This is a genomic window from Chryseobacterium sp. AC417, assembly GCF_979258215.1.
Genome location: NZ_OZ409845.1, coordinates 953,709 through 973,308, shown reverse-complemented (window position 1 = coordinate 973,308; position 19,600 = coordinate 953,709). Strand labels below are relative to the sequence as shown.

18 protein-coding genes are annotated in these 19,600 nt (G+C 34.3%); 13 read left to right on the top strand and 5 right to left on the bottom strand.

All coding sequences use genetic code 11. The annotated features are described in order from the left end of the window. Window positions 1-11: 11 nt before the first annotated feature. From ACZZ9T_RS04730 to ACZZ9T_RS04690, 9 genes are all read left to right on the top strand, one after another. A complete protein-coding gene (locus ACZZ9T_RS04730; protein ID WP_463441132.1) occupies window positions 12-2,525 on the top strand; it encodes a hypothetical protein in 2,514 nt (837 codons plus the stop codon). Further along, window positions 2,462-3,745, top strand: a complete 1,284-nt coding sequence (locus ACZZ9T_RS04725; protein ID WP_463441131.1) for a hypothetical protein — start codon at window positions 2,462-2,464, stop codon at window positions 3,743-3,745. Before ACZZ9T_RS04730 ends, ACZZ9T_RS04725 begins: the two co-directional genes overlap by 64 nt. Window positions 3,746-3,823: 78 nt before the next feature. After that, window positions 3,824-4,882: a hypothetical protein gene (locus ACZZ9T_RS04720; RefSeq protein ID WP_463441130.1), complete on the top strand. Its 1,059-nt coding sequence runs from the start codon at window positions 3,824-3,826 to the stop codon at window positions 4,880-4,882. Between the two features lie 5 nt (window positions 4,883-4,887). Beyond that, on the top strand, window positions 4,888-5,334 hold the full coding sequence (locus ACZZ9T_RS04715) for a hypothetical protein (protein ID WP_463441129.1): 447 nt from the start codon (window positions 4,888-4,890) through the stop codon (window positions 5,332-5,334). A gap of 357 nt (window positions 5,335-5,691) precedes the next feature. Further along, a complete protein-coding gene (locus tag ACZZ9T_RS04710) occupies window positions 5,692-6,309 on the top strand; it encodes a hypothetical protein (RefSeq protein WP_463441128.1) in 618 nt (205 codons plus the stop codon). 353 nt (window positions 6,310-6,662) lie between these two features. Then, on the top strand, window positions 6,663-7,583 hold the full coding sequence (locus tag ACZZ9T_RS04705; protein WP_463441127.1) for a helix-turn-helix transcriptional regulator: 921 nt from the start codon (window positions 6,663-6,665) through the stop codon (window positions 7,581-7,583). Window positions 7,584-7,701: 118 nt separating this feature from the next. Next, window positions 7,702-8,241, top strand: coding sequence for an energy transducer TonB (locus ACZZ9T_RS04700; RefSeq protein ID WP_463441126.1), 540 nt, complete (start codon window positions 7,702-7,704; stop codon window positions 8,239-8,241). Between the two features lie 57 nt (window positions 8,242-8,298). Then, the gene (locus tag ACZZ9T_RS04695; protein ID WP_463430221.1) at window positions 8,299-8,865 is read left to right on the top strand and encodes a hypothetical protein; all 567 of its coding nucleotides are present in this window, start codon (window positions 8,299-8,301) and stop codon (window positions 8,863-8,865) included. 54 nt (window positions 8,866-8,919) lie between these two features. Further along, window positions 8,920-9,351 (top strand): nucleoside deaminase, encoded by a 432-nt coding sequence (locus ACZZ9T_RS04690; RefSeq protein ID WP_463441125.1) that lies wholly within the window; start codon window positions 8,920-8,922, stop codon window positions 9,349-9,351. A gap of 125 nt (window positions 9,352-9,476) precedes the next feature. Here ACZZ9T_RS04690 and ACZZ9T_RS04685 read toward each other — a convergent pair whose 3' ends face one another. Further along, window positions 9,477-10,238, bottom strand: a complete 762-nt coding sequence (locus tag ACZZ9T_RS04685) for a type III pantothenate kinase (protein ID WP_463441124.1) — start codon at window positions 10,236-10,238, stop codon at window positions 9,477-9,479. Window positions 10,239-10,330: 92 nt separating this feature from the next. Between ACZZ9T_RS04685 and ACZZ9T_RS04680 the strand changes: the two genes are divergently transcribed. The 3 genes from ACZZ9T_RS04680 to ACZZ9T_RS04670 are packed head-to-tail and all read left to right on the top strand — an operon-like array spanning window position 10,331 to window position 11,679. After that, window positions 10,331-10,843 (top strand): hypothetical protein, encoded by a 513-nt coding sequence (locus tag ACZZ9T_RS04680; RefSeq protein WP_463441123.1) that lies wholly within the window; start codon window positions 10,331-10,333, stop codon window positions 10,841-10,843. Beyond that, the gene (locus ACZZ9T_RS04675; RefSeq protein ID WP_463441122.1) at window positions 10,836-11,183 is read left to right on the top strand and encodes a M23 family metallopeptidase; all 348 of its coding nucleotides are present in this window, start codon (window positions 10,836-10,838) and stop codon (window positions 11,181-11,183) included. Before ACZZ9T_RS04680 ends, ACZZ9T_RS04675 begins: the two co-directional genes overlap by 8 nt. A 19-nt stretch (window positions 11,184-11,202) precedes the next feature. After that, on the top strand, window positions 11,203-11,679 hold the full coding sequence (locus ACZZ9T_RS04670) for a hypothetical protein (protein WP_463441121.1): 477 nt from the start codon (window positions 11,203-11,205) through the stop codon (window positions 11,677-11,679). Window positions 11,680-11,939: 260 nt separating this feature from the next. Here ACZZ9T_RS04670 and ACZZ9T_RS04665 read toward each other — a convergent pair whose 3' ends face one another. The 4 genes from ACZZ9T_RS04665 to ACZZ9T_RS04650 form a co-directional block, all read right to left on the bottom strand. After that, window positions 11,940-13,781, bottom strand: a complete 1,842-nt coding sequence (locus ACZZ9T_RS04665; RefSeq protein WP_463441120.1) for a M1 family metallopeptidase — start codon at window positions 13,779-13,781, stop codon at window positions 11,940-11,942. A 128-nt stretch (window positions 13,782-13,909) separates the two neighbouring features. After that, window positions 13,910-14,545: a hypothetical protein gene (locus tag ACZZ9T_RS04660; protein WP_463441119.1), complete on the bottom strand. Its 636-nt coding sequence runs from the start codon at window positions 14,543-14,545 to the stop codon at window positions 13,910-13,912. Next, window positions 14,542-15,012 (bottom strand): DUF1572 domain-containing protein, encoded by a 471-nt coding sequence (locus ACZZ9T_RS04655; protein WP_463441118.1) that lies wholly within the window; start codon window positions 15,010-15,012, stop codon window positions 14,542-14,544. Before ACZZ9T_RS04655 ends, ACZZ9T_RS04660 begins: the two co-directional genes overlap by 4 nt. A 313-nt stretch (window positions 15,013-15,325) precedes the next feature. After that, window positions 15,326-16,996, bottom strand: a complete 1,671-nt coding sequence (locus ACZZ9T_RS04650) for a DUF6909 family protein (RefSeq protein ID WP_463441117.1) — start codon at window positions 16,994-16,996, stop codon at window positions 15,326-15,328. Window positions 16,997-17,359: 363 nt separating this feature from the next. Here ACZZ9T_RS04650 and ACZZ9T_RS04645 point away from each other — a divergent pair, with 363 nt between their 5' ends. Next, entirely contained in the window at window positions 17,360-19,555 is a 2,196-nt protein-coding gene (locus ACZZ9T_RS04645; protein WP_463430213.1) for a glutamine synthetase III family protein, read from the top strand. The last annotated feature ends 45 nt before the right edge of the window (window positions 19,556-19,600 follow it).

Below are 19,600 nucleotides of genomic sequence, written 5' to 3'. Positions count from 1 at the left end.
AATTAAACAAAATGTCAACAAACAACAAAAACAACGCTTCACAAACCCTTTTTAGATTTGTAAGCTTAAGAAACCCACAATTAACCGAAACTAAAGATAAAAACTTAGGCTTTATTCATAGACCCGGAACATTGACCAGTGCCTTTGATAACCATGTATCTGCAAATGATTCTGCAATAGCAAAATTTCAGGCAATGGAACGTGCTGCAAAAAATTTTATTCCTACCGGATTCGAAAAGGAAGCAGACATTGAATCAGGAGTTTTTGCAGAAGCTTTAAGAATAGGGAGAAAGATTGCCAAAAGAGAAGAACTTTCGGATCAGGACAGAGATTCTGCAATAGATCTACATATTGACAGTACTCAGGATCAATATAAAACGTTATGGGATAACCTTATGTTCCAAACGGTAATGCAGAGTGATTTTTATGTGAAAGAAGCAATCATTCATATTTTGAAAGCATTTCATTTTGGATATGTTTGTCAATTACAGCCTACAGAGGAACTTACAAAAATCAATGGGGACGATTACAAAGTAAAAGCTCTTGAAGCAAAGGTGGTCTTACCTTTAAGATTTTTCGGGGATGGCACAGATAACAGCAATTCGCCAGTATCATATAACAGAGCATTTACTGTCGGGAGATCAACAATCGGAACTGAAGATTCTATCAATTCCCAGCAACTTCCTGTTTCTGTTCAGGAACAGTTAAAAGCTGAAGGAGAAAAAATCTCAGAACTTTCTAGTCTCAACTTAGACAAACAAGGCCTAGACTTACTCAAATCCGAATTGGAAAAAATTCAGAAGTCATATTACAAGATGAAAAATAAGGCTTATGATGTTGCTTATCAAGAATATCTGACACAATATCAATCTGATATTGATGAATACAATAGAAAATCGGAAGAAATTGAAGCTCAGATAACAGAAGAAACACCTGAGGAAGAAATCAGAGCTTTATATGAAGAACTGGGGGAATTGAATGTTCCTCAATTTACATTCAATTATAGAGATGAACTTAATTTTGACGATTTCAAAGCTAAACTTTCTTTAGAGTCTTTAAAACTGTTTGTCAATATTTTCACTGATGCCGGAAGCAGAGATTTAGATTTTTCAAGTGTTAATGTATTGTCTGATCGTCAGCTTCAAATTAGCGAAATGCTTGTGAACATAAATGAAGAATATGATACATACGTTGAAGTTTTTGAAAAATTAAATGAAGATGTTTCTGCGCATTCTCAATCTTTATTTGAAAAAACAGTTTTGAATGAGAGACTATATGCTAATCTGGGTGGAGTTTTGATTCCGGTTAACAATACGACCAGTAGGTCATCAAACGTTATATCAAGAACTTACTACCTGAAAGCTCATCAGTCAAATGGTACAATGTGTTATGCGACTTTCTATTATCAGGCAGAAAGCAACGTTTGGGGATTGGCTTCTGCAAAAATAACGGCAAGTACAGATGTCGGATTATTTGAAGAAACCTATTCAAGCATCAATGTAAGTGGAGACAAAATCACCTTCCCTCCTATCTTGATCAACAAATTTGCAAAATCAATCAGAAGTTTGAAAATACAAATTTTCTTCAACAATGGTGAGGAAGCAAATCTTGATCTTTCAGCAATACAGTTAGAAACTCCATATACTGGGATTTTATATACTGAAAGAGTCAGACAGGAAATTGAAAACCCTACTGAAGTGGGAACCACTCCAAAACCTGGAACTTTTATCCCAAAACATTTTGGGGTCAAGAGACTGGGTATTGCAGATTATTTAAAAGTTGAACAAAGTGTTCATGCTTATGTTCCGGGAGAAGTTTCTAATATTGAAAACGTAATGGCGAGCGAATTGCGTCACAAATCTTCAGTTTCCAGAGATTATTCTGAAATCACCGATACAACATCAGAATCTATCGAAACCGAAAAAATTTCTGATACTACAAAAACTGACAGAAATGAAATGCAGTCTGAAGTTGCCAAAGAGATCGATAAGCAGCAAAGTATTACTGCAAGTACAAGATTCAGCTATGGAGCGGGTAAAACAGTCTTTGAAATAGGAGCGGGTTATGCTAACAATACTGCCCAGCTGGATAGCACAAGACAAGCGGTAACAAAATCTCAGGAAATCACTGAGCGTGCAATGGAAAGAATTCTTACGAAAATCAACAAAGAACGTGTTCAGAAAATCATAAAAGAATATACAGAAACCAATGTGCACGAATTTGACAACCGTGGAAAAGTAACAGATACCGATAATCCTGATGCAGCACAGCCGAAACACATTACCGGAGTTTACAGATGGGTGGATAAGAAAATGAAAAACCAGATCTATAACTATGGTAAACGTACCATGTTTGAATTCATGATTCCAGAACCCGCAAAACTGCACCGTCTGGCTGCTTTTGTGAATAAAGAAACATTCAAAGAACCTGTAGATCCAGAAAAGCACCAAGACCCAATACGATGGCCGATCCGAAATCTGCTACAAAAGAGTTGCTGGAATACTGGGCTAATATTTATGGGGTAACATTAAATCCTCTTCCCGAATTGACAAAGTCTTATAATATCGGAAGACAGAATTTCAGCGGAAATGACGGAAGTCTATTAATTTCGATCCCAGCTAATTACACTGCAAAATCTGCAAAAATTATGTTCGGACACAACAGAGACAAACATGGATGGTTGGGAAACAAATCTCATTCATTACACTTTAATAATTTTAATGGTGGTGAATATCATTCTACCAGTACTATTACTTACGAGCCTAGAAGTGGGCATAAAGAAATCGGTTTTTTTGGAGTCAATATCACAGGGCAGTATAATTATACTTTTAGAGGTGATAATCTGAACGGATGTTTTTTCGCCTTTAATTTTAATTGTGAGCTTTCACAATCATTTTTAGATGCGTGGAAACAGGAAAGTTTTGATGCCATTATTAAAGCTTATGAAGCTGCTTACGCTGATTTCCTTGTTAAGCAAAAAGAAGCAGATGAAAAAGCAAAACAGCAGGAAGAGGAAAACAAAAACAAACTCTCCGTTTTTTACAGAGATATGGAAAGAGTAATTCTGAAGCACAACTGCATTGCATACTTATTACAAGATTACCTAAATGTTTTAGGGCAAAACTTCACTTCTGGTGACCAGATGAAAAACTTCCAGGTCATCTTGGGAGAAGAGCTGGAACAGTACGCTGCTTTAGCCAAATTTATGGAACAGGCATTTGAATGGGAAATCATGGATTATACATTCTACCCTTATTACTGGGCAAACCGTGACGAATGGCAAAAAATGTATCTGACAGAAAATGCTGATCCTTTATTCAGAAGTTTCTTACAATCTGGTATGGCAAGAGTAATTGTTACCGTAAAGCCCGGCTTTGAAGATGCTGTACAATTCTTTATGACAACAGGAAGAATCTGGAATGGCGGCGAAGTTCCTGTAATCGGAGATCCGATGTACATGTCTATCGTAGATGAAATGAGACAGCCAACAGGAGAGCCTCAAGGTAAATTCTGGATTTCGAGAATCCCTACTACTTTGACGATATTACAGGCAGAATCTGTAGGACTAAAAGTAGATCCTGATCAGCCTTTACCAATTTTTGTTGAGGAACATCCTGAGAATTGTGAAAATCCGAAGGAATTGGAAGGTGAAACGAGTTTTAATCAAATTGGATATCATTTAACCGAAGGTAAGGATACGACAACTTTGCCGAAAGAACTAACCACAATTATTAATAAAAAGTAATTTTTTTTGCAGAACTGGGCGCTATATCATATTGCCGCCCTGCTTCTGTAACTATTTAATTTTCAAAAATTTTAAATTATGTATGATTACACACCTATAGGGATATATTCTGCCAAAGCTTTAGCAGATGAGGAAAGAGAAGATAGAAAAAATTTTGAAGAAACAAGAATATTTGATACGGATAAAAATTTCTCACAATTGGCTAATAATATTGTCAGAGAAAACCCAAACATAAAACCTGCAAGACTAAAAGAGTTTTATGATCAAATTATTAAAAGAGATGGAGAACTTTTAGTAGTTAACAATGAAATAAAGCAGATTTATACAAAATTATTAAATTTTCAAGTTCCTAAAAAAGGTATAGACAGATTAACAGCAATTGGAGGGAAAATGCAATATATAAGGGGAAATGATGAAAAGCAAAGTAAAAATGTAAATATGGATTATTTTTCTGTCAGAATTGATAAAATGCCTACATTTGCAGGTAATTTAGCTGATGTTGGAATGCTTTTTAAGAAGATCAGAGATAATTTTTTAATTCTTTCAAAAGGAGATGTCTCTTTTGAATCATATTGTAGAGAAATAACAGTAGGTGGAAATTGGGAATTCATGCCTTATCCCAAAACTTCTCAAGAGGAAATGAGACGGTGGGAAAAACAATTAGGTTTCTCTATATTCAAAATTAAGGCTGGAGGAGATTTGGTTTCTAAAGCAACAGGTGATCATGGTGCTGTGCTTGAAAGTGAAATCTCACAAAACAGTTGGATATTCACTACTGTTTATACGCCGGAGAGTGATACTCAACCATTTTCTGGTCACAGGCAATTTGGTATACATAAAGATGAAGAAGGAAATTATCGTTTCTTCGCTCGAGCAGTTGATAGGATTTGGCCTAGTAGTTTTATAACATTTTGGAATGGAAAAGAATGTTCTGTTTTAGATTATTTACATATTGCAGATTCTACTTGGAATAATTTAATAAGCAATGTATCAAAATTTATAAATAAGAATGGAGGAAAAACAACTGTAATGACGCCTGAACTTAAAAGAGTTAATTTTAATATCTTCTTCAAAAAATTCAGATCCAACAAACCAGTAAATTTTATTGGCAATATAAACCAATTTAAAACAAATTAATTTAAATGAATTCTTTAAAGTCACAAAATATTTCAAATATTTCAATAATTACATTCATATTAAAAATATGGATACTAGGAAATATATTTTCATCATTTTTTTTAGTGTTAATTGAAAAATTAATTGATAAAGAAAATTTTCAAATTCAAGAAATATTGAGTGAAGGAGTATTTTGGGAAGTAATTTTTTATATTATTTGTATCGGTTTAATTCTTTCCGTACCAGCATTATTTATTTTAGCATTAGTAATGAAAATATTAACTAATAATAGATTAATATTAGTTGCAATTATTATAACTCTAATTATTATTACATTTTATTTCACAGGATCAATGAACCTTAAAAATTCTAAATTTCCCATTCCTCTTCCTCCTACTATTTATTCAGCAGTTATATCATTATTGATATTAACAATGAAAATTAAGAAAAACTCTAATAAATTAGATCTGTAATGATTGCTGGAGACAATAGTCAAATTACTTCTATTTAAATTAAAACTGCAAAGTCATCGGCTTTGTAGTTTTTTTATTAATAATTATCAGTATTTGCAATAGATTTAAAAATAGATTGTAAAATTGTTTTCTAGTCTATAATTTGTTTTTTGCTAAAAATAATATAATGAAACCTTACAAAAAGTTTTAGAGTTTATAGCCTATGCAAGCGACTTAGATTCAAAGGTTAAAATTGTAGATAAACTTTTTGATATGAGAGAGCCTTTTCCTCTTTCCTTAATCTATCAGCCATCATACACATATATGAGGATATAGCGGAGAAATCTAACTATATTACAGAAAAAAACCTCACATAAAATGAAAAAATTCTTGCTTTTATTTGTAATTGTATTTTTAAGTTCATGTGAAAAAAAATTACACCCTATTATTGATTCCGATCTCAAATCAATTAATCAAGTTAGGCAGTTAGGACTATACGAATATGATAAAATTGGTAATGATAAAAATGGGGATAAAACTATTTTTTTCTCTAATATTAAACCTGATTATATTTTAAAGTACAGAAAAGATTACCCTTTAGGAAGGTTAAAAAGTTATTCATCTAAAAATCCAGAAGTATTAAAATATTTTGACCAAGAGCTTAAAAATGAGTTTATTTACTATCAATTCCGAAATGATTCATTAATATCGAGACTATATATTATTGATAATTTTTTAAACGAAAATAAAAAAGTTACAAAACTTAGTGAGGTGAAGAAGATTCTGGATTCTCTGAAAACTAATTATAGCTCCTCAGGCTCATATGAAAATTTACTTAGAGAGAAATTTAACTACAAAACGCCTACAACAGATGACATCTTTTTAATTAACAATAAATATCCCGCTATAATACATGCAACACCTAAATTATTCTTTATAGAGATTTTTTATAATAAGAATGATAATTTTAATACGATTTGGTCTTTAGAAAACTAGATTATAAACTCTCTCGCTGCCGCACGATTACATCGTGTGGCTTTTTGTTTTCAAACACTTTTCTATCTTTATAAAAAACACAATAATGAGTCGTAATTACAAATTCTACAATCCCGAAGGATTACACTTAAGTTTTGCCGTTATAGTTGGCTAGATGTATTTATCCGAAACAACAAAGAAGTTCTTTTGCAACGTTAAGAATAAACTCCCAAAAAACTTATCCACAAAAATAAAACACGACACCGTTTGTCGCATTAACCGCATATATTTGTTTTAGAAAATACCAACTGAAAAGCTGGCGTTCCAATTGAAAAAATAGAATACACCAAAGCTGCAAACCTAAAAATACCCGAATGAAAAAAGATTTTTACCTTACAAGATATGCCTTAATTATCAAGAAATTAGAGAGTGCTCCCGCTACCTATTCCCAGTTGGAGGACTATCTTCTCAACTCTTTTGAATTTCAGGATGCAGGAATCAAGAGCTACTCGATCCGTACTTTGCAAAGGGATATCCGTGAAATCTCAGATCTTTTTAATCTTTCCATTCACAACAAAAAGAAGGGCGATAACCGGTATTACATCGAAAGCCGGCCGATGATGGAAGTTGATGAATACAACCAAAAACTTCTGGAATCTTTCCAGGTCAGCAATGCCTTAAATCTACATCCTGATTTTGCAGATTTCATCTTTTTTGAAAGCAGAAAACCGACAGGAGTTGAGCATTTTTATGACCTTTTCTTTGCCATCCGTAATAAAAGAGTGGTCACTTTTGAGCATTATAATTACAAAAACAAACTGATGACTTCCAGAAAAGTTCATCCCCTCGCTCTAAAAGAATCCAAAGATAGATGGTATCTGATCGCCATTGACACCAAAGATAAAGTGCTAAAATCTTTCGGTTTAGACAGAATCAATTATCTGGACGTGAACGCTGCAAAATTCAGAGAAAAATATAAATACAATTTCAGAGAACATTTTAAAAATGCTTTCGGAGTGATGAATTTAACCGAACAGAATCCCCGGAAAATTGTTTTGAAATGCAGCAAACACCAAGGAGAATATATCCGTAGTTTTGCCCTTCATCAGTCTCAGAAAGAAACCAAAGAAACATCGGATGATATTTATTTTGAGTTCTTCCTCCACCCTACTTACGATTTTATGCAGGAGATTTTATCTTACGGAAAAGAGGTGAAAGTTTTAGAACCTAAAGATTTAGTTGAGAATATTAAAAAGCATTTGCAAGAATCGCTCAACAGTTATTTTGAAGATTAATGGTTTTGCATCTTTTTTATTACATTTACATAAATAATAACTTTTGAAAGCCCTGTGTCTCTTTTTTGTATTTCTTTCAGCATTTTGTTTTTCTCAGCAGACTGAGGAATTCAGGCAGGTGAAAAACTATTACGATCAGCATAGAAGTATGCTCAATCAGGAATTTAAAAAGAAATTTGACGCAGAAAAAAACAGCATTATAAAAACTTCCATCAAACAGGATTTTCTTTTCTTTATGAAAAAGATGGACAGTATTGAGAATGTTGCCCTTATCGGAGCTTTGCTTAAGGTAAAAAACCTTGAAGATTTAAGTAAAATCAAAACCAGACTTACACCAGCATCACCTGCTATTTCTAATACCACAGAGCAAACGGCAAATTATCCCGGCGGAATCAATACTTTGAGACAACAGGTTACCAATCTTTTCTATGGAGATGGTGTTTTCAGCGAAACGCAAAACATCAAAACAGTGGTTGCTTTTATTGTAGAAAGAGATGGCAGCATCAGCAATGTGCAGGCAGAAGGAGAAAATTTCACGTTTAACCGTCAGGCTGAGATCGCATTGTATTTGGTTCCGGATAAATTTTCGCCCGCTTCTATTAACGGAATCCCCGTCAGATATAGATTCAGACTGCCTTTGACAATGAATTTTGAGTAATTCTTAAATTTTTCATAGTTGTATCGTTTTAAATATTACTTTTAAAAAAAAAATAACATGAAAAAAATCTTTACCATCTTAACGGTCTCATTAAGTCTGTTCTCTCTTAATGCACAAGAACTAAATTCGAACCAAGAAAACAATTCGGAAAGAAAAAATGACATTCTGATAGATCCATTCTTACTGATAGCAGTGCCGTTGGCAAACGTTTCTTACGAAAGGCTCATCAATAAAGATATGGGGATTGGAGTAAACGCTATGATTACTTTGAGTGATGAGGTAGAAGATTTCAAGCAGTTTTCGCCTTATTTCAGATATTATTTAGGGAAAAAATATGCTTCAGGTTTGTTTTTTGAAGGTTTTGTACCTGTAACGATCCAAAGAGACGATGTTTATTACAACGAATACGACAGCCCAACCAATAGCATTTACTACCAATATGGCGGAGACAAAACAGTTACCACGGTAGGCGTTGGATTCGGCATTGGAGGAAAATGGGTAATCAAAGACCGATTAGTGATAGAAGCAAGTGGAGGTATTGCCAGAAGATTTGGAGACTTCGACAAATACGACATGGGACCTGTAACAGGAAAAATCATGGGCGGAATCGGATATCGATTCTAAATTTTAAAATATATGTTGATGAAAAGCTTAGTTTTGTACTAAGCTTTTATTGTTATGTTTACCGACGAATATTTTATGAAAATGGCTTTTCAGGAAGCCGAAATTGCTCTAGAGAAAGATGAGGTCCCTATTGGATGTGTAATAGTTTCCAACAACCGGGTCATTGCGAGAGCACATAATCTTACCGAAACCTTAAATGACGTTACCGCTCATGCAGAAATGCAGGCTATTACTTCTGCTGCCAATTTTCTGGGTGGAAAATATCTGATCAACTGTACTTTATATGTGACTTTAGAACCATGCGTGATGTGTTCGGGAGCGCTTTCATGGTCGCAGATTTCAAAAGTGGTGATTGGAGCAAGAGACGATCAGCGAGGATTTATCAATAAAAACCTAAAACTTCATCCCAAAACAGAAATCATCACCGGAATTATGGAAAACGAGTGTTCTGCTATTGTGAAAGATTTTTTTAAGTCGAAGAGGTAAATTAATACAAAATCATATTTAAGTTTATCATTCCGCAGGAATCTCAACAGTTTTTACTCGTTTTGTTGAGATTCCTACGGAATGACAAAAATGTTGTTAAATTATTATTGCTTTTGTAATTAAAATTAATCTAAATCTTTTCCTAAAAAGTACAGTCCTTTCAAAGTATGCAGCCTGTCGGCAACATGAATTTTGTCTGTAAGTGGTTTGTAAACGTGAGAAACTCCGCCGGTTGCGATGACAAAACAATCGTCATTCACCTCATCATTGATGCGATCGATAAAACCTTCCACCATCCCCAGGAAACCGTACACCATTCCGCTTTGCATACAGCTGATGGTATCTAATCCCAATACAGATTTCGGTTTTACCAGTTCGATTTCCGGGAGCTGGGCGGTCTGACTGATCAGAGAATTTAATGAAGTAACGATTCCGGGCGCAATGATGACGCCTAATGTTTCTCCATTTTCAGCCACACAACTTGCCGTAAGTGCGGTACCAAAATCGAGCACTATTTTTTTTCTGTCAGGATAAAGATTGTGAGCAGCAACAAGGTTGGCGTAAATATCCGTACCCATCTGCTTAGACTTTGCTATGACTTCTGATGGCGTGTTACGATCTACCATTACAGGAACGATCCCGTGAATTTTTCTTATCGCAGACGTTATTTCCCTTGTCAGTTGAGGTACTACAGAGCCTATGATAATTTTTGTGATATTTTTAGGATCAACTTTATAGGTTTGATATAAGATCAGCATCTGACCATGCAGTTCATCGGCAGTACGGTACGGTTTTGTATTGATCACCCATGAGATATCACAATTATCATCATCAAAAAGACCAAATCTGACATTGCTGTTTCCAACATTGATTACAATAGAATTCATTGAATAGCTTTTCGGTGGTAAATGTAACGATTTTAATAAAAAAGAGTCTTTCAATATTTACAAAAATGGGTTATCATTGTAAAATACATTTTATGAAACTTAAAACTCCTATGAAAAAACTTTTAATTCTGCTTTTAATCAGCCATTTTGCAATACTTTTTTCTCAAAAGAACGTCAAAATGTATTACGAACAAAAACAAGATACTATCACTTATTATGTAGACAATCTTGAAATTTATCCTGCATCCATTAGTTTTGACAGTCAGCCAGAATTAGAGAACATGAAAAAACCTGATCTCTTTAGGACCATTCAAGCATTTCCTGCTAAATCGACGAGAAACAGGGTTACTTACTTTGTAGTAAACGATAAGAAAAAAAGATGGGGAATCAAGAGAATGCCCAGTTATAAAACATTTATCGGAGATATTACCATAAGAAAGTACGACCACACCTATCCATATGATCTTCCTTTTCAGAAAGGAAAATCTTTTACAGTTTATCAAGGATACAACGGAAAGTTTTCTCACCAAAACGAAAATTCTTTAGATTTTACGATGCCTGAAGGAACAGAAATCTTGGCAGCAAGAGAAAGGTCTGGTGATTGACGTAGTTCAAAGCAATAACAAAAGTTGCCCGACCAAAAACTGTGCACCATTCGGAAACTATGTTTCCATCCTGCATTCTGACGGAACGATTGCACAATACTTTCATTTACAGCAAAACGGTGCAAAAGTAAACATCGGAGATACCGTAACCAAAAGCCAACTGATCGCCTTAAGCGGAAATACAGGCTGGAGCAGCGGACCACATCTGCATTTTGTATGTTTCGTTCCGAGTGCTGTTGCCGATAAAAACAGAATTACAGTGAAGACTCTTTTTAATACCGGAAATGAAGATAAGGTGCATTATCTGGAGGAAGGTAAATCTTATGCGAGGGGATATTAAATTACTTAAAAAGAATCTGATGGAGAAATACAAAATCACAATCTTTAGGCAGTCACGTATCTTGCTATGTTTGTTTTCATTACCCCTATTTGTAATTCTCATAATTTTTATTTCAGCAGAAATCAATTCACTGTTGGTTACAATTCCATTCCTTTCACTTATACTTTGCTCAATGTATTATTTTTCTGTTGGAAATCTGGAAATAATAATTGAAAACAATGAGGAAATCATTTTTGAATGGAAAAAGAAATTCATTTTTAATTACAAACCGATTCCTCCTGTCAAAATATCTGATATACAAACTATCGTTGTTGATAGTAATCAATTTATTAGAACAATAAAAACCCGTAGTAGAAAAATATTTATTAATAATTCAAAAATACAGCCTAAAGATGCAGAAAAACTTATGTTAAGACTCGAAAATATTGCTGTAAAATATGACATAAAAATCATCGACAGTTGGATGGAGATTGCTAAAAAAAAGAATTGTTTTTGATATAACTACCGATCTGGCAAATTTGTAATCCGTAAGAATCTGTAAGAGCTTACATTGCTAATAAATGGTCATGACTTACAAATCCACAACATCTATAAAAAATTTAATTTTCTTTAATTCAAAACTTATCGGTTTTAAACAAAACGCAACTTACAGAAAACCCAAACACTCTTTGTCTGTAACCAAATACAGTTTGCATTGATACAAAACAAAATCCCCAAAGAAAAACTCTTCGGGGATTATTTATTATTAAAACTCCATTATTTCACCTCCACAAAATTGTTTTCAGGATTCACATCAGCCATTCTCTGGCTTAAATCTATTCCTAATAATGACAATTGAGATTTTGTGTAAGGAATCGTCAGTGTATATTCTTTCTGCGTCCACGGCCAATATTTTTCAGTGGTAAAATCACCGTAACCGTCTTCCTTTTTCCATGTGTGCGTCATGTTCATCGGGATGTAGTAAGTGACAATTTTCTTGTCGGTTGTCATTACACTGAAATCAATAGGCATCGGAATCTGACTATTATTCAATAAAGTTATGGTTGTAGATTTTGCATCGTATTTTACATTTTTAATTCCGTAATCGATGGTTTTTGTCGTGTTAATCCAATAATGATGAAACCATTTGAGATCCATCCCAGAAACTTTTTGTGCGATATGCAAGAAATCTCTGTCGGTAGGATGTTTCATGCTCCACTCTCTGAAATATTCCGTCATTATTTTTTCCAAATTCTGTTCGCCAACGATATAGCCCAACTGCACCAGATACAATTCACCTTTCACATAACTTGCAAAACTGTACGCCGTACCATTATCGTGATGATCGCCCAACCAAACGGCAGGCTCTTCGATTCCTTTTTGTACAATATTCCGGTATGCGTTGATTTTATCAACGAAAGGATTTGGTCTTTCGTCTTTTGGAGGAAACAGCTGATGCATCACTAGGCTTTCTGCATAACTTGTAAAACCTTCATCCATCCACGGTCTCAGAGGTTCGTTGGTTGCCAGCATTTGCTGATACCAAGAGTGTGCACCTTCGTGAACCATGAGTCCCATTAAATCTTCAATATTATTTGCTTCACCTAAGATCATGGTACACATTCCGTACTCCATACCGCCATCACCACCTTGAATGAAAGCGTAAGAAGGATAGGCATATTTCCCGAATCGGGAATTCATAATCTGGAAATATTTTGTGATGTAAGGCTTTGCTTCACTCCAGACTTTAGTCTTATCATTTTTCTGATATACAAAAAATACTTTCGGACCTTGTTGAACATCAAAACTTTCCACCGAATAATCTTTATCTGCCGCCCATGCAAAATCGAGCATATTTTTGGCAGTCCATTTCCAGGTTGCTTTATTTTTATCAACTTTAATGTTTGCTGATGCATCATAACCTTTCACTTCTGCAGGATTCAAAAGCGTTCCGCCCGCTCCTATTAAATAATCTTTGTTGATTTTAATGGTTACATCAAAATCTGCAAACGGCGCATGAAATTCTCTTCCCACATAGTCGAAAGTTGCCCAGCCATCGTAATCGTATTCTGCAATTTTCGGATACCACTGTGTCATCGTCATATCGACCCCTTCACGGTTATTTCTTCCGCTTCTTCTGATTTGCTGAGGTATTACAGCATCCCATTCCATAGTAAAAGTAGTTTTTGAATTGGGCTTGATCGGTTCATTTAAATACACCTTCATCACCGTTTCCTGAATTTCAAACTTCAGATCTTTTCCATTTTGTTTGATCCAGTGAATATTTTGTGCACCTTCCTGATCTTTCGGAATCGAAGCCAATCTTGAATTACCATCTTTCTGTAATCTTGAATCACCATTTTTTCCCTGTCCGGCAACTCTTTGATCCATCATAGAGTTTGGTTTAAAGGCATTCCAGTACAAATGAAAATACACAACATTGAGTTCGTCTGGTGAGTTGTTGGAATAACTTAGGGTTTGATTTCCCTCGTAGGTAAATTTTTCTGCATTGACGTCAATTTCCATTTTGTATTGGGCAGCCTGCTGATAATAAGCGTTCTGCTGTGCCTGAAACTGTGAAAAGATAAACGCAAAAAGGATTGCAACCGATTTTTTCATTGAAGATTTTATTTTTTTTAAAGGTAAGTAATTAAAATAAAAGCCTCAAATGTGGAGTTTGATGAGGTTTTTGTTTTAGATTAAAATTAATTTTGATTGTTAAGTTTTCTCTTATTTAATGCAATTTCCTAATCTCTTTCATATTTTTGACCAACTGAACTTAAATCATCAAATAAATCGCCTGAAAAATCATTGACGAAAATGTTTTTTAGCTGTTTTTGATTTTCTTTAAAATTTTCATATTCAGTTTTATTAGTTCTCATATTATAGAAATCATTCTTTACCGTATAATCTCCTGTAATTAAATTATACATTTTATTGCAATGTCCACCGGGAACTCTATAGCTATAATCGTATCCTATAAGTTGAATGTCTTTTACTTTTTGGTTAAATCTCAGTTTCAAAGTATGACCACGAACTCCAGTTCCTTCCTCTGTAACTGAAAATGTTAGAACCCCATTCTTATATTTTAAAGGCATCACGTATACTCCATTAAAAATATCAAAATCGATATAATAGTATTTACTTTTTGAAGACAGATAAATTAACAAATATTTTTTCTTTGAAGCATAAAAATCATTTCCCGATTGATAAATAATAGTAAAAGTATCGTCTTTTTTATCTTCATCAAAATCAACAGTAATCCTTTTCATGTCTTTTCCAATAACAGAACCTCCTTTAAATTCAGAAAAACCTTTTGGAATTTTAAATTGAGAAAAACAGTAAAAAGGAAATATTAATAATAAAAGAAAATATATTTTCATTGCTCTTTCAATAATTTTTTAATCAAAGTAATCTGCCCCAAATGATAATAAGCATGCTCAATCATGCCGTCAATATTCCTTACATAAGTTCCGTATTTTTCATCGACAAAAACTTCATTCAGTTTAGAATCAGGCATCTGTTCTAATAATGTTGCGAACTTTTCAGAATCATTCCATAATTTATTTAAAAGTTCTTCCCACTGCTCCTGAGATTCAATCGGAGGAAAGTCAAAGCTGAACTTATCTTTAATTTCCAAATCTCCACCTTCAAAAACATTCAGAATTCCAGAAATGTAATAATCGATGTGAAAAGTTAGCATAGCGATGGTGTTTAAGTCTGCAATTTTCGTTGTTGCTTGCTCCCAAGTGACATCTGAAAGCTGATCTTTAAAATTGGTATTGGCGATCCACAAACCGTCGAGGGTAACTTCTCGGAATCTTTTTGCTAATTGTGAGGTTGTACTCATTTGTTTAGTTTTAATAATTTTAAAGATAATATTTTTTGAGTTTCCCACAGATTACACGGATTCTACAGATATTGCGATTAAAATTTGTGAAAGATTCTTTAAAAGAAATTTTCTTTCCCCAACCCTAAAGGGTGGAAAATTGCTCAAAGTTCAATAAAAGCCTTTAGGGACGGGGAAATTAATTTTGATGCATTTGGCGAGACATTTAAACAAATAATTAGTACTATTCGTAATTTTTTAAACAAAAACCTCAAATGCAAAACACCTGAGGCTGATAAAATTTTAAACTAAATTATTTTGTAGAAGGAATTTCTTATTTTCCGCTTTGTAGAATCTTTTCGAGAATTCTTAGCGTAATCAGGTAGGTTGGCTTTACTCCGGTCAATCCCAAACCACCTGAAGAAAGGGTGGCTCCTGTTTCCAAAGGATTATCTGAAGCATAGTAAGCATAACTTACAAACAGATCCGGTGCAATATGATGTCTGATTTTTGAGGCAACCTGGATCGCTTTCTGGTAATGCGCACCTTCCATTTCGAGCCCGATTGCCTTCCATGAAGTATTCATAAAATATTGTAGAATGTCTCTGTTCTGAAGGGAAGTTCCTAAAACGGTAATCATCGGTCCCTCAAAAGCTTTCAGTTCATCATCTCTAAAATCATCCAGTTTCAAAGCATTTTCAAAAGGATAATTATCTGCGGTTCCTTCAAAAATATGAGAAGTCGGGATCATGATATCTCCTTTTCCACCTGCAAGAATTCCTGCTTTTCCCATGATAGAGACAGATTTCACCTTCATCATATAGACTTCACCTTTTTGCTCGAAAGGTCTCAGTAATTCATCCATTACCTCAAAAGCCTGCTCGCCAAATGCATAATCGAAAACCATGATAACATCATTTCCGTCGTATTTCAGATGTCCGAAAGGAGTGTTTTTAAGATTTGTTTTGCTTAAATCAATGATCTGAACATCGATATTACTCCCGCTTTTGTCATTGATATAAATTAAACCTTCTTCTAAGGCATACTTTGAAACTTTGTCACGAAGATCTTTTTTATCTGAAATCTCTCCATATAATTTGTAATCTACGTCTTTGGTGTCTTTTTTCTTTAAAGCGTCATTACCGTAAAGCATATTTTTTACTGAGTGCATATTTGCGGAAATAATATGTAACGGACGCATGTGAAGGTCGTTTTCAAATAAAATTTCTTTCACTTTGTGAGCCCATTTTTCCCCAAAATAGTGATGTCCTACTCTTTCCTTTAATATAGCACTGAAATAAATTTCTCTCTCGCGGCTTTGCTTAGCATCTTCCAGACTCACTTTTCCTAAATGGTAAATGATTTTGAATAATCTGTCGGGATTTTCATCGTCTCCGAAAGTATTATAAGCATTTAAGGTTTCATCAAAAGTTCTTCCTATTAATGAAGAAAGATGAATCAAGGCAACTTCTTTTTCTCTTCTGCTGAATTTTTTCTCACCTTTTACCACTTCTTCGATAATTTTGAAAGCTCTGGTAGGCTTCCAGTTTTCATCCTGAATAAATGCGAGATTACGTATTTTATCGGCTTCTATAAATAAGAACGTTAAATGCGTAAGAATATCATAGATTTCTGAACGTCCCAAAAGAACCTCAATATTCATCTGATGTTCATCGATTCGGTAACAGTTTCTTCTTCTCTTTTTGGGTACGATCGGCTCAAAACTGCCTTTATCAAAACCTTCATCTGATGTAAGATGAATGAAAGCACATTCTTCTATTCCTTCCGGAAGTCTGTCTAAAACATACATCAAACCATCCAATTCCAACTTACTTGGAACGCTCATGGTACCGTAAATTTCGGGATTGATCGTCTTTAACAAACTTCTGATGCTTTCTCCTGAAACCCCGCTTGGCTTGAAAAAACCTCTATAAAACAGGTGTCTCATAGAAATGTATAGTCTTTCAATTGCCTCGGTGGTTTCTCTTGCTCTGGAATTTGTCATATATTAAATTTTTTATAAAAAGTCTGCTAAGTTACGAAAATTATTATGAGCATTTTAAATAACTAATAAACAGTTATTTAACTTAAATCATTTATTTATCCCTAAATTTTGTAACATGTTTTTAAAATTAATATTTCTAAAGAAAACATAGAAAAAATCAGGAATAAGTTTTCTTCATATTAGAAAATTTTTAATTTGCTTTGAATACTTATTCTTAATTTTAAAACTTAAGTAAATTCAACTCTTTTAATAGATGTTTTATTAAAATGACAAGCAAAATAAAAATAACCCCTAAAAATTTAGGGTAAAAATAATTTCAATTCATTTTTTTTGTAAATTTGCCCCATAAAATTCAACACCTATATGTCAACTTTAAGATTTAAAGCTTTAGAAACTTTACCATTCAAGGACTTTAGAAAAGATAATTCGGTAGAAATTCCTGCTAAATTATCAGAATTATTTTGTGAAAACGTATTCTCTGAGAACACAATGAGAGAATACCTTACAAAAGAAGCATTCCAATCTATAATGGATGCTATAAAAAAAGGAAGCAAAATCCAGAGATTAATTGCAGATCAGGTAGCAGTAGCTATGAAAGATTGGGCAATGAGCAAAGGAGTTACTCACTACACACACTGGTTTCAGCCATTGACAGGAAGCACTGCAGAAAAGCACGATTCTTTCTTCACACCTATCGAAGGTGGCAGAGCCATTGAAAGATTCAGCGGAAATTTATTGATTCAGCAAGAGCCGGATGCATCTTCTTTCCCGAACGGCGGAATCAGAAACACGTTTGAAGCAAGAGGTTACACTGCTTGGGATCCTACATCTCCGGCATTTATTATGGGAACTACTTTATGTATTCCTTCTATCTTTATTTCTTACACAGGAGAAACTCTAGATTATAAAGCACCTTTATTGAGAGCTTTGCACGCTGTAGACGAAGCGGCAACTGACGTCATGCAGTATTTCGACAAAAATGTAACGAAAGTAACTCCTACATTAGGTTGGGAGCAAGAATATTTCCTGGTTGATTCTGCATTGTACCAATCTCGTCCGGATTTGGTTTTAACAGGTAAAACTTTATTGGGCCATTCTCCTGCAAAAGGACAGCAGTTAGACGACCATTATTTCGGTTCAATTCCTACAAGAGTCATGAACTTCATGAAAGAATTGGAAGTTGAATGTATGAAATTGGGAATTCCTGTAACAACAAGACACAACGAAGTTGCTCCAAACCAATTTGAGCTCGCTCCGATGTTTGAAGAAGTAAACGTAGCTGTAGATCACAATTCTTTGTTGATGGACGTTATGGCAAGAATCGCTCACAGACATCATTTTCATATTTTATTCCACGAAAAACCATTCGCAGGAGTAAACGGAAGCGGAAAGCACAATAACTGGTCTTTAGCAACTGATACCGGTGAAAATCTTCTAAGCCCGGGAAAAAATCCTAAGAAAAACTTACAGTTCTTAACGTTTTTCGTAAACACTATTAAAGCTGTACATGAATATGCAGATCTTTTAAGAGCAAGCATCGCTTCTGCAAGCAACGACCACAGATTAGGCGCAAACGAAGCTCCACCGGCAATTATTTCTGTATTTATCGGAAGTCAGTTGTTCAGAGTTTTGGAAGAGCTTGAAAAAGTAACGGAAGGAAAACTTTCACCGGACGAAAAAACAGACTTAAAATTAAATGTAGTTGGAAAAATTCCTGAAATTTTGCTGGATAATACTGACAGAAACAGAACTTCTCCGTTTGCATTTACAGGAAATAAATTTGAGATCAGAGCGGTAGGTTCTTCTGCAAACTGTGCAGAATCTATGACGGTAATGAACACGATTGCTGCAAAACAATTAAGCGATTTCAAAAAAGAAGTTGATGCTTTAATTGAAACAGGTCTTAAAAAAGACGAAGCTATCTTTAATGTATTGAGAGAATACATCAAACAGTGCAAAAGCATTATGTTTGAAGGAGACGGATATTCTGATGACTGGGCTGTAGAAGCTGAAAAAAGAGGCTTAAACAACTGGAAAACAACTCCTGAAGCATTGAAGCAGGAAATGAATCAGAAATTCCTGGATCTGTATGAAGAGATTGGAATTTTCAATCACAGAGAAGTTGAAGCAAGAAACGAAATCAAATTAGAAAAATACTCTACCGTTATTGATATTGAAGCAAGGGTTTTGAGTGACATCGCAAGAAACCACATTATTCCTTCTGCTTTAAATTACCAAAACAGATTGATCGAAAACGTAAGAGGTCTTAAAGATATTTTTGGAGAAAAAGAATTCAAAACATTGGCAAAGGAGCAAATCAGCCTGATTACCAATATCTCTGAAAACATTTCGACAATCAAATTAGGTGTTGAGAATCTTATGAAAGCAAGAGAAACTGCAAAAGCAGTGACAGAAAGCCAAACACAGGCAGAAGATTACTGTAATAAAGTAAAGCCTTTGTTTGACGTAATCAGAGATGCATCGGACGATCTTGAAATGATGGTGGATGATGAACTTTGGCCAATGACGAAATACAGAGAATTGTTATTCACGAGATAACATTCTTACAGTCCTATATAAACAATGGTTCCCTGGAAAAACAGG